The 12,301-nt window shown below is 48.3% G+C and carries 4 protein-coding genes, 2 tRNA genes and 3 rRNA genes; 8 read left to right on the forward strand and 1 reads right to left on the reverse strand.

Annotated elements, in window-relative coordinates:
- Window positions 1-658: 658 nt before the first annotated feature.
- From D568_RS0113490 to rrf, 5 genes are all read left to right on the forward strand, one after another.
- A 16S ribosomal RNA gene (locus D568_RS0113490) occupies window positions 659-2,194 on the forward strand.
- Between the two features lie 131 nt (window positions 2,195-2,325).
- Window positions 2,326-2,402, forward strand: a tRNA-Ile gene (locus tag D568_RS0113495).
- Window positions 2,403-2,414: 12 nt separating this feature from the next.
- Window positions 2,415-2,490: transfer RNA gene (locus D568_RS0113500), tRNA-Ala, on the forward strand.
- Window positions 2,491-2,697: 207 nt separating this feature from the next.
- A 23S ribosomal RNA gene (locus D568_RS0113505) occupies window positions 2,698-5,583 on the forward strand.
- Between the two features lie 161 nt (window positions 5,584-5,744).
- A 5S ribosomal RNA gene (rrf, locus tag D568_RS0113510) occupies window positions 5,745-5,860 on the forward strand.
- The 16S, 23S and 5S rRNA genes sit together here with 2 tRNA genes alongside, the layout of an rRNA operon.
- Before the next feature lie 776 nt (window positions 5,861-6,636).
- Here rrf and D568_RS20135 read toward each other — a convergent pair.
- Window positions 6,637-8,121 (reverse strand): sulfatase, encoded by a 1,485-nt coding sequence (locus D568_RS20135; RefSeq protein WP_020210141.1) that lies wholly within the window; start codon window positions 8,119-8,121, stop codon window positions 6,637-6,639.
- Window positions 8,122-8,369: 248 nt separating this feature from the next.
- On the opposite strand from D568_RS20135, the gene otsB reads away from it, so the two are divergent.
- From otsB to D568_RS0113530, 3 genes are read left to right on the forward strand one after another with little or no spacing between them, the layout of a single operon-like run.
- On the forward strand, window positions 8,370-9,140 hold the full coding sequence (otsB, locus tag D568_RS20140; protein ID WP_020210142.1) for a trehalose-phosphatase: 771 nt from the start codon (window positions 8,370-8,372) through the stop codon (window positions 9,138-9,140).
- Complete coding sequence (locus D568_RS0113525; protein WP_020210143.1) at window positions 9,103-10,899, forward strand: glycoside hydrolase family 15 protein; 1,797 nt, start codon at window positions 9,103-9,105, stop codon at window positions 10,897-10,899. The genes otsB and D568_RS0113525 overlap by 38 nt, the downstream gene beginning before the upstream one ends.
- Window positions 10,896-12,299, forward strand: a complete 1,404-nt coding sequence (locus D568_RS0113530; RefSeq protein WP_020210144.1) for an alpha,alpha-trehalose-phosphate synthase (UDP-forming) — start codon at window positions 10,896-10,898, stop codon at window positions 12,297-12,299. Before D568_RS0113525 ends, D568_RS0113530 begins: the two co-directional genes overlap by 4 nt.
- The last annotated feature ends 2 nt before the right edge of the window (window positions 12,300-12,301 follow it).

A 12,301-nucleotide genomic window follows, 5' to 3' on the forward strand; every position in this document is an offset into this window, starting at 1 on the left:
GTTGAAATTAAGTGTTTACAAGCCGGATCGGATGCGTATAATGCGCCTCCCCAGCAGCGAGCTCCAGGGTTCGCGGTTGGTAAAAAGGTTGGCCTTTAAGGTGTTCTTTTGAGTGCTCTTTTAAAGGTTTAACCGGCGGCAAAAACTTTTTCAAAAAGTGCTTGCCAAGCGAAAAGTTCAGCGTATAATGCGCGCCTCTTTCGCTGAGAAAGACGGGAGTTGAGGTTAGGTTTTTCAGTTTCCGGTTTGTTAAAAACTTAATGAAATTAAGGGTTTACAAACAAAAGTTGATGTGTATAATGCGCATCCCCGCTAAAGCGCTAAGCGCTCTTAACGGGAAAGGTTAAAAGGCTTTTTAAAGCGCTTTTAACCCGGCAAAAAACTTTGAAAAAAGTGCTTGCCAAAACGAATTTGATGCGTATAATTCGCATCCCACGGTTCGAGGCGCAGCCCTCACCGAGTTCTTTAAAAGCTAGATCAAGCAATGCGTGTGGGCACTTGCGAAGTCGATGTGGCAACACAATATATCGAATGCAAGTGACTCGTACAATTCATTAAATGACTTCGGTCATTGAAGAAATACGTTCAACTGTATTTGAGCAAAGTTTTAGATCTTTGTTGTACCTTCTTCGGAAGGGTAAAGATCACTTGAAAGATTAAACTGAAGAGTTTGATCATGGCTCAGATTGAACGCTGGCGGCAGGCCTTACACATGCAAGTCGAGCGCGAACGTTCCTTCGGGAACAAGTAGAGCGGCGGACGGGTGAGTAACGCGTGGGAATCTGCCCAGTAGTGGGGGACAACAGCCGGAAACGGCTGCTAATACCGCATACGCCCTACGGGGGAAAGCAGGGGATCTTCGGACCTTGCGCTATTGGATGAGCCCGCGTCGGATTAGTTTGTTGGTGGGGTAATGGCCTACCAAGACTGCGATCCGTAGCTGGTCTGAGAGGATGATCAGCCACATTGGGACTGAGACACGGCCCAAACTCCTACGGGAGGCAGCAGTGGGGAATATTGCACAATGGGGGAAACCCTGATGCAGCCATGCCGCGTGTGTGAAGAAGGCTCTAGGGTTGTAAAGCACTTTCAACAGTGAGGAAAAGTTAACGGTTAATACCCGTTAGCCCTGACGTTAACTGTAGAAGAAGCACCGGCTAACTCCGTGCCAGCAGCCGCGGTAATACGGAGGGTGCAAGCGTTAATCGGAATTACTGGGCGTAAAGCGCACGTAGGCGGTTTGTTAAGCTAGCTGTGAAAGCCCAGGGCTCAACCTTGGAACTGCAGTTAGAACTGGCAAGCTAGAGTACAGTAGAGGGGTGTGGAATTTCAGGTGTAGCGGTGAAATGCGTAGATATCTGAAGGAACATCAGTGGCGAAGGCGACACCCTGGACTGATACTGACGCTGAGGTGCGAAAGCGTGGGGAGCAAACAGGATTAGATACCCTGGTAGTCCACGCCGTAAACGATGTCTACTAGCCGTTGGGGTCCTTGAGACTTTAGTGGCGCAGCTAACGCACTAAGTAGACCGCCTGGGGAGTACGGCCGCAAGGTTAAAACTCAAATGAATTGACGGGGGCCCGCACAAGCGGTGGAGCATGTGGTTTAATTCGACGCAACGCGAAGAACCTTACCAGGCCTTGACATCCTTGAGACTTTCCAGAAATGGATTGGTGCCTTCGGGAATCAAGTGACAGGTGCTGCATGGCTGTCGTCAGCTCGTGTCGTGAGATGTTGGGTTAAGTCCCGTAACGAGCGCAACCCTTGTCCTTAGTTGCCAGCACGTAATGGTGGGAACTCTAAGGAGACTGCCGGTGACAAACCGGAGGAAGGTGGGGACGACGTCAAGTCATCATGGCCCTTACGGCCTGGGCTACACACGTGCTACAATGGGCAGTACAAAGGGTTGCCAAGCCGCGAGGTGGAGCTAATCCCATAAAACTGTTCGTAGTCCGGATTGGAGTCTGCAACTCGACTCCATGAAGTCGGAATCGCTAGTAATCGTAAATCAGAATGTTACGGTGAATACGTTCCCGGGCCTTGTACACACCGCCCGTCACACCATGGGAGTGGGTTGCTCCAGAAGTGGTTAGCCTAACCTTCGGGAGGGCGATCACCACGGAGTGATTCATGACTGGGGTGAAGTCGTAACAAGGTAGCCCTAGGGGAACCTGGGGCTGGATCACCTCCTTAAACGATTTGCCCATCTCTTCGTAAGTGCTCACACGCATTGCTTGATCTGAAGTAGCAGTGATATCTGCAAGCTACTGGCCTGGCTGCAAGGTTCCTTAAGCGTACGCTGGTAAGGTTGCAGTGAGATTTAGAGGCCTGTAGCTCAGCTGGTTAGAGCGCACCCCTGATAAGGGTGAGGTCGGCAGTTCAAGTCTGCCCAGGCCTACCACTTTCAAGATATGGGGCTATAGCTCAGCTGGGAGAGCGCCTGGTTTGCATCCAGGAGGTCTGCGGTTCGATCCCGCATAGCTCCACCATCTCTTAGATATCATTGCTTGGCTTGGCTAGAAGTCAGAAACATAATGTTTTTTGAAGACATTATCTTCCTGGTTTTTACACCAGATGCTCTTTAACAAGATGAACAAAGTTGTAATAAATTGCTGATTAAAGGACGCGTTGTGTATCTCTACACAATAAGTCCGGCGAATTTATCATGTCGTAACAATCAGTCGCTTGTGTTATATGGTCAAGCGACTAAGCGCACACGGTGGATGCCTTGGCAGCTAGAGGCGATGAAGGACGTAGGAGCCTGCGAAAAGGTACGGGGAGCCGGCAAACATGCTTTGATCCGTACATGTCCGAATGGGGAAACCCACTTACCATAAGGTAGGTATCCATAACTGAATACATAGGTTATGGAGGCGAACGAGGGGAACTGAAACATCTAAGTACCCTTAGGAAAAGAAATCAACCGAGATTCCGTTAGTAGCGGCGAGCGAACGCGGATTAGCCCTTAAGTTGATTGTGTCTTAGTGGAATTTTCTGGAAAGTTGAGCGATACAGGGTGATAGCCCCGTACACGAAAAGGCACTTTTGATGAAATCGAGTAGGACGGGACACGTGTTATCTTGTCTGAACATGGGGGGACCATCCTCCAAGGCTAAATACTCCTAGCTGACCGATAGTGAACCAGTACCGTGAGGGAAAGGCGAAAAGAACCCCTGTGAGGGGAGTGAAATAGAACCTGAAACCGTGTGCGTACAAGCAGTAGGAGCAGACTTGTTCTGTGACTGCGTACCTTTTGTATAATGGGTCAGCGACTTAATGTATGTGGCAAGGTTAACCGTTTAGGGGAGCCGTAGGGAAACCGAGTCTTAATAGGGCGTCCAGTCGCATGCATTAGACCCGAAACCCGGCGATCTATCCATGGGCAGGTTGAAGGTTAGGTAACACTGACTGGAGGACCGAACCCACTAACGTTGAAAAGTTAGGGGATGACTTGTGGATCGGAGTGAAAGGCTAATCAAGCCGGGAGATAGCTGGTTCTCCCCGAAAACTATTTAGGTAGTGCGTCATGTCTCACCCACGGGGGTAGAGCACTGTTTGGGCTAGGGGGTCATCCCGACTTACCAACCCCATGCAAACTCCGAATACCGTGGAGTGCAATCATGGCAGACAGACGGCGGGTGCTAACGTCCGTCGTCGAGAGGGCAACAACCCAGACCGCCAGCTAAGGTCCCAAATGTTAGTTAAGTGGGAAACGATGTGGGAAGGCTCAGACAGCTAGGAGGTTGGCTTAGAAGCAGCCATCCTTTAAAGAAAGCGTAATAGCTCACTAGTCGAGTCGGCCTGCGCGGAAGATGTAACGGGGCTAAAACTAGCAACCGAAGCTGCGGATGCACTTTGTGCATGGTAGGGGAGCGTTCTGTAAGCCGTTGAAGGTGTGTTGAGAAGCATGCTGGAGGTATCAGAAGTGCGAATGCTGACATGAGTAACGATAAAGGGGGTGAAAAGCCCCCTCGCCGGAAGATCAAGGTTTCCTATTCAACGTTAATCGGAATAGGGTTAGTCGGCCCCTAAGGCGAGGCAGAAATGCGTAGTCGATGGGAAACAGGTTAACATTCCTGTACTTGTTATTACTGCGATGGAGGGACGGAGTAGGCTAGGCCATCACGGCGTTGGTTGTCCGTGTTTAAGGTTGTAGGCTGAGAGCTTAGGTAAATCCGGGCTCTTAAGGCTGAGAACTGATGACGAGTCTCATTTTTGAGACGAAGTGGTTGATGCCATGCTTCCAGGAAAAGCTTCTAAGCTTCAGGTAATAACGAACCGTACTGTAAACCGACACAGGTGATCAGGTAGAGAATACCAAGGCGCTTGAGAGAACTTGGGTGAAGGAACTAGGCAAAATGGTACCGTAACTTCGGGAGAAGGTACGCCGGCCTTGGTGATGGGACTTGCTCCCTAAGCTGAGACCGGTCGAAGTGACCAGGTGGCTGCGACTGTTTATTAAAAACATAGTACTCTGCAAACACGTAAGTGGACGTATAGGGTATGACGCCTGCCCGGTGCCGGAAGGTTAATTGATGGGGTTAGCTTCGGCGAAGCTCTTGATCGAAGCCCCGGTAAACGGCGGCCGTAACTATAACGGTCCTAAGGTAGCGAAATTCCTTGTCGGGTAAGTTCCGACCTGCACGAATGGCGTAACGATGGCCACGCTGTCTCCACCCAAGACTCAGTGAAATTGAAATCGCTGTTAAGATGCAGTGTTCCCGCGGCTAGACGGAAAGACCCCGTGAACCTTTACTATAGCTTTGCACTGAACTCTGAACCTATTTGTGTAGGATAGGTGGGAGGCTTTGAAACCATGACGCTAGTTGTGGTGGAGCCAACCTTGAAATACCACCCTGGTATGTTTGGGGTTCTAACGCAGGTCCATTATCTGGATCGCGGACAGTGTATGGTGGGTAGTTTGACTGGGGCGGTCTCCTCCCAAAGAGTAACGGAGGAGCACGAAGGTTGGCTAATCCTGGTCGGAAATCAGGAGGTTAGTGTAATGGCACAAGCCAGCTTGACTGCGAGTCTGACACGACGAGCAGGTACGAAAGTAGGTCATAGTGATCCGGTGGTTCTGTATGGAAGGGCCATCGCTCAACGGATAAAAGGTACTCCGGGGATAACAGGCTGATACCGCCCAAGAGTTCACATCGACGGCGGTGTTTGGCACCTCGATGTCGGCTCATCACATCCTGGGGCTGAAGCCGGTCCCAAGGGTATGGCTGTTCGCCATTTAAAGTGGTACGCGAGCTGGGTTTAGAACGTCGTGAGACAGTTCGGTCCCTATCTGCCGTGGGCGTTGGAAAGTTGAGAAGAGTTGCTCCTAGTACGAGAGGACCGGAGTGAACGAACCTCTGGTGTTCCGGTTGTTATGCCAATAGCATTGCCGGGTAGCTACGTTCGGACGGGATAACCGCTGAAAGCATCTAAGCGGGAAGCCTCCTTCAAGATTAGCTTTCCCTGGGATCTTGAATCCCCTAAAGGGCCGTAGAAGACTACTACGTTGATAGGCTGGGTGTGGAAGCGTTGTGAGGCGTTGAGCTAACCAGTACTAATTGCCCGTGAGGCTTGACCATATAACAGAATCGACTGATTGATAACATGATCAATCGACGGACTTAGTGTGATACACAGTGTCCTCAGTAAAACGAAAAACAACTTTGTTCATCGCCCTATTTGGTTGTGTGATTAGGCACTACGAACGTAGATAAGACCGAAAACAAACCATACCTGTTTGCTTGACGATCATAGCGAGTTGGAACCACCTGATTCCATCCCGAACTCAGCAGTGAAACGACTCAGCGCCGATGGTAGTGTGGGGCTTCCCCATGTGAGAGTAGGTCATCGTCAAGCTTCTAATATAAACGCCCTGTAGGTAGTCCTGCAGGGCGTTTTACTTTGTAGGCTACTTCCCAGCTTAGGTGGCCATTGCCAATTACAGATAACCGCTCCTGCGTTATCTGCATACACTACATCCTTGTAGATAACCTACTCCTACCGATCAATAAGGCGCAATTTTAGAGATCGAATACTCCGAGCACGTATCACTTTATGTAACTCAAACGAATACTCTGCGTTAATAGGCCCTGAGGTCAGCCTTCCAAACGCCGTTTGCTTTTTCTCGGATCTACTTCTGGGGCATGTAAGCAAAAAAGAAATGCCGCCCCAGAAACGTCTTTTGTCTTATTGCCCCGATCCCAATTAATCTGAATCACACAGAATTAGTAATGGTTTACGTATTTTTAGGTGGTAAGCACAACACCTAGCTGCTTGCCGATGCTTTGCGGACAGGTAGATTGCCAATCTTTCCCCAAAAGATTAGACGGGTTGACTCCGGCTATCCAAATTTGTTTCAGGCAAATAGAATGGCTTTTAATTTAGAGCACCTCATTGGGCTATTATTGCCTCTCCGTAAATCTGGCTAACGGCCATTGCTAATCAGTTCCGTATGTTTTCTCCATAAGGAGGGGCTGAATTGAGTACGGTGAGTTACTTCTCCTGACTGGCTTTAACTGTCAACTTGTAGTTGTGAAGATCATTACAACTACACTTCGTAACTCAGGAATAAGATTGGTTATGCATTTGTCACTTCACTATTTAATGGGAAGGAAATTTAGCGCTAAAAATGTTTATTTTCCTGGAAATTTCTGGCTTGATAAGCCGCTTGTGTTGGGGGTAAAGTCTTCAAATTTTTTTGGAGCGTTACTTCGGAAGTAGGTTAAGGTGGTCTCTATTGCTTTTGTTTTTCTATGTGGTTTAGCTAAGTTAACCCTTTCTGTAGGGTCATTTTGGTGATCATAAAGCTCCTCAGAACCATCAGCATACTGGATGTATCTCCAACGCTCATTCTGTAAAGCGAAATTACCAGGACTGTGTATTGTCGGCACAACGGTATTGGAGTTGCTGTTATCGCCGGCTAGTTTAGGTATAAGCGATTTCCCTTCTAGTTGAGAGAGTGATGGGAGCCCGGCGTAATCAATAAGCGTAGGAAAGATATCAATTAAGCCAACCGCGTCGGTGATTTGAATTGGATTTATGTCAGGTGCCGCTATTAACAAAGGAACACGAGTCGATCCCTGCCATAAGGTGCGTTTAAACCAGAGATTCTTTTCTCCATTTTGTACACCATGATCACTCGCAAGAACGATAACGGTGTTCTTAATTAGGCCGCTTGAGTAAAGATGTTGCAGTAGTCGGCCAATTTGCCTGTCAACAAGGCTAATAGAAGCTCGATAAGCTTGAATGTTTTTACGTGCTCTATCTTCTTGTGCGGTATATTCATTAAAACGTTGTCTTCTTTTATAGCTGGTCAACTCAAGGCCGTACTTGGGGACTTCATGATAAATATTATTTTCTACTGTCGGGGCGCGAATGTGCTCGAGTGGGTGCAGATCGAAAAACTCTTTTGGCGCAAACCGTGGATTATGAGGCCTGAAGAATCCTAGGGTCAGAAAAAACGGTTTCTGTTGGTTTTTCTTATTGTTTAGGAAGGTTAGAGCGGCGGTAGCCGCTTTAAAATCTGCTGTCTCTTCTTCTTCAAGAAATGCTCCCCAGTCATAATATTTATTAAAGCTAAAATCGGCCTGTAATGGCTCAGAAGGAAAGGGGCCGAAGGCGCCATACCAGCCTTTTTGAATGTAATCATAAGAGGCTTCATGGACATTCTGATGAAACACTTTTCCTATCGTTGCGGTGTAATACCCAGCTTCTCGGAAGTACCCAGGCAATGTGTGTAAGTTAGCGAGAGCGGGCACCTCCCAGTAATTTGGTTTTAATCCGTAAATACCGGTGCTGCTAGGTAAAGTGCCGGTTAATAGGCTCGTCCTAGATGGGTTGCATAAAGGAGCTTGAGCAAAAGCGTGCTTAAATACAACCGAGCGCGTAGCTAGTTGGTCTATGTTTGGGGTGTGAGCCCTTTCACTGCCGAGAAAGCCTACGTCATCGTTTAAGTCGTCGATTAATATAAAGATTATATTTTTTGGGGCGACGTTGTGAGGGGCTTCTGATAACCATTGTCTTTCTGTGGAGTGCCAGACACCATAGATTAGCGGCGCGGTGGCTATAAGGAGGAATGTTATAAATTTGAGGCTTTTTACCCTGATATTATCCGTCACGATGCCTTTGGTCCTTGTTGGCTATATTTTTATAAAGAGACCTGCTTTGCCAAAGTTGAGAGGTAGCATAAGGGTGCTTATGACTCATTTAGAAGGACGAAGCAGGTGGTGGGCCTGATTGTAGTGGATGTGGATTTTTGGCTCTAGTGTTGTACGCGAAAACCTGAGGGTTAACCCCCGGTGAGTTTGAGTCCTTTTTGTAGCTGTTATAGTCTATACCTGACTCTATATCCTCTGAGAAGCTTTATATGACCGTTCGTTATACTGAAAATTCAGCGTATTTTCTCGACTTTGATGGCACCTTAGTTAACTTTGCGGATGATCCAGAAGGTGTGTACGTGTCGGATGAGCTAAGGCAGGTTCTCACCGAGTTAGAGCAGATAACTCATGGGGCTGTCGCCCTGATATCTGGTCGTTCAATTTCTTCTCTGTCAAACCTAATACAGCTTCCCCTCTCTATGGCCGGTAGTCATGGTGCCGAGTGGCGCGTGGGGGATGGTGATGTTGAGAGTGTATCGTTAGAGAGCGACGCTTTTCAGGATATAAAAACGTCGCTACTGTCATTTGCTGAAGTTCATGGGCTCATAGTTGAAGATAAAGGACATGCCGTAGCCCTGCATTATCGTGTCAAACCTGAACTGAAAGCTTTACTGGACGATTATATAGATGGCGATTTGATGCTTGGCCAGCGAACCGATGTGCGGGTGATTCGCGGCAACTGTGTGCGTGAAATCCAGCCTAAAGGTGTGGATAAAGGCGTTGCCATTGCACGGTTTATGGGCATGCCGCCATTTGCGGGGCGGGTACCTTTTTACATTGGTGATGATACAACAGATGAAGATGGGTTCGCTTGGGTGAACGCTCGCGGTGGGGTTTCAGTAAAAGTCGGCGACGGGGATTCCTGCGCACAAGAGAGATTATCTGACCCTGGCGAGGTTTTTGCATTTTTGCGTGGACAACTGGATAAGTTGAGGCAATTAAATGATAGAACGAAATCTCGAACTGGCTCTGATCGGTAACTGTTCCATTGGCGCCCTGATTGATAAAAACGCTGAAATTGTATGGAGTTGCTTACCCCGCTTCGATGCTGAACCAGTCTTTTGCTCCTTGTTAAAGACCGACCCGCCTGATGCTATTACAGGGACTTTCGCGATTGATCTCGCGGATTATAGTCACAGCGAGCAGTACTACGAAAAAAACACCGCCATTCTCACGACTAAAATTTACGACTCCCATGGAAACGGAGTCGTGATCACAGACTTTATTCCCCGGTTTACCCAATACGGTCGCACCTACAGACCGGTTATGCTTAATAGGAAACTGGTTCCTATTGGGTCACCCAAAATTAGGATTCGCTTACGTCCGGCTTGCAAAGACGGTACTCAAGGGTTTCGTAAAGTCCAGGGTAGTAATCACATACGCTATCTGGGTTGCGATATGGCGTACCGCATGACTACGGGACTTTCGGTAACCGCTATCGTCGATGAAACGTGGTTTATTCTGGATACCGAGCATTATATGGTCTTTGCCGATGACGCTTCGATCACTGAGCCTGTAAAGCAATTGTGTGAGCGATTTCTGGCCGAAACAGAGTCTTATTGGTTGGAGTGGTCGCGTTATCTTGCGATTCCTTTTGAGTGGCAGGATGCGGTGATACGCGCAGCCATTACGCTTAAATTAAGCGCTTATGAAGATACGGGCGCTATTATTGCGGCCATGACAACTTCAATACCTGAGGCGCGGGATACAGAGCGTAACTGGGATTATCGTTTCTGCTGGCTGCGTGATAGTTATTTTACTGTGCACGCTCTAAACCGATTAGGTGCCACGCGAACGATGGAGCAATATTTACATTATCTTGTAAATATTGTGGCGCAATTAGACGAAGAGCACCTGCAACCGGTCTTTTGTATCAATGGCACGCAAGACATGCCAGAACGTATTGCTCATGATTTATCCGGGTACCGGGGTATGGGGCCGGTGCGTATAGGTAACCAGGCCGCTGAACAAATACAACACGATGTATACGGTGCAATTGTTCTATCTGCCACTCAGATGTTTTTTGATGAGCGTATCCGCAGGCCGGGTAATGTAGAGCTTTTTACCCTTCTAGAGACTATGGGAGAAAAGGCACTGGCGTACTATAACCAACCTGACGCAGGGCTTTGGGAGCTTCGGGGGTCAAAGCACGTTCATACCTTTTCCAGCATGATGTGTTGGGCCGCGACTAGTCGTTTAGCCAAGATCGCCGCCAAGCTTGGCGAAACGTCCAAAGCCGCCTATTGGTCCGAAGCCTCCGACACGATTCGAGAGGCTATCGAAACACGTGGTTTTAATAAAGAATTGAATGCTTATACCGCCACTTGGGATGGCGACTCTATGGATGCAAGCTTGCTGCTTGCGTGTGAGCTGGGTTACATCGATGGAAAAGACCCACGTTTTATTGGCACGATTGCTGAAATAGAAAATCGCCTCAAACCTGAGGGGAGCCGTTATTTGTTCCGCTATATAGTGGAAGATGACTTTGGTATGCCTGAAAACGCATTCACGATTTGCTCTTTTTGGTATATCGATGCCTTGGCAGCCTCCGGGAGAACCGACGAAGCGCGGGAGCTTTTCGAAGATCTGTTGGGTAAACGTAATCATCTTGGACTGATGTCAGAAGATTTGGATCCTGTTACAGGAGAGTTGTGGGGTAATTTCCCGCAAACCTACTCCATGGTGGGGATTATTAATAGCGCAAGAATTTTAAGTAAGAAATGGGAGAATGAACTATGAGCCGTTTGATTGTCGTGTCAAACCGCGTTGCAAAAACAGACGGGGCGAACAAAGGCTCAGAAGGTGGATTGGCCGTAGGCGTTATGGCGGCCATGGAAAAAGCCGGCGGGGTGTGGTTTGGCTGGAGCGGTAAGGTCGACAACAAAGACAGTGAAGCGAAGCACGAAGTGCGCGGCAACATTGAATATGTGACCATTAATCTGCGTCAGGCTGAATACAACCAGTATTACAAAGGTTACGCTAACAGTGTGCTCTGGCCACTGTTCCACCAACGCCCCGAGTTGATGCGCTACAGCGATACGGATTTAAGTGGTTACCTGCAGGCAAATAATAAATTTGCTACTGAATTACTTAAAATTATTCAGCCAGGCGACACTATCTGGATTCATGATTACCATTTAATCCCATTAGGAAAAATGTTACGCGATGCCGGTGTGAAGAATGCGATCGGTTTTTTCCTGCACACGCCTTTCCCCTCGCTGGATTTGCTGCGTACGGTGCCCGGCTATCAGAAAATTTTGAAAGGTCTGCTGCACTATGATTTAGTAGGTTTCCAAACTCAGGCCGATCACATGGGCTTTTGCATGGGCGTAGCCCAAGGCCTAGGTGGTGAAATATTAAAAAACGATCGGCTGCGCTTTGAGGACAGACACTGTACTGCCAGAGTTTATCCAATCAGTGTTGAAACCTCGGCCTTGCCTACTGCCGCGACGGCCGGTGAAAAAGCGGACGAATTTAAACGCCTGTATAACAGCTTGAGCGACCGAAAATTGATTATTGGAGTCGACAGGCTGGATTACTCCAAAGGCCTGGTGCAGCGGTTTCAGGCTTACGATAAGCTGCTCAATCACTACAAAGAATTTATTCGCAAGGTTGTGTATCTACAGATTTCGCCCACCTCGAGGGGGGATGTGCAGGCCTATGGCGATTTAGCAAAGCGAATTGATCGTGAAGCAGGGCACATCATTGGTACTTACGCTGATTTTGACTGGATGCCTTTACGCTATCTGAACAGGGGCTTCCGGCGCAGAACTATTCTGGCTATGTACCGGCTGGCACATGTTGGTTTGGTCACGCCGCTAAAAGACGGCATGAACTTAGTGGCAAAAGAATACGTTGCCGCGCAAAATCCGGAAAACCCTGGCGTACTGGTATTGTCAGAAATGGCCGGTGCAGCGGATGAGCTGGATGCCGCGGTAGTGGTGAATCCGTACGATGTGAGTGGTATTACGGGTGGAATCGCTAAGGCATTAAACATGCCTTTGGATGAGCGTATTGATCGCTGGCGCAAAATGATGGATGTGCTTGAACAGCAGGATATCCACGCTTGGCAGAGTCAGTTTCTTGAGGATTTGGCCAGTGTTACCAGTGTGGACATTGCGCCTGTGGTCAACCAGTAATG

It is taken from the genome of Gilvimarinus chinensis DSM 19667 (genome assembly GCF_000377745.1).
Taxonomy (GTDB): Bacteria; Pseudomonadota; Gammaproteobacteria; order Pseudomonadales; family Cellvibrionaceae; genus Gilvimarinus; species Gilvimarinus chinensis.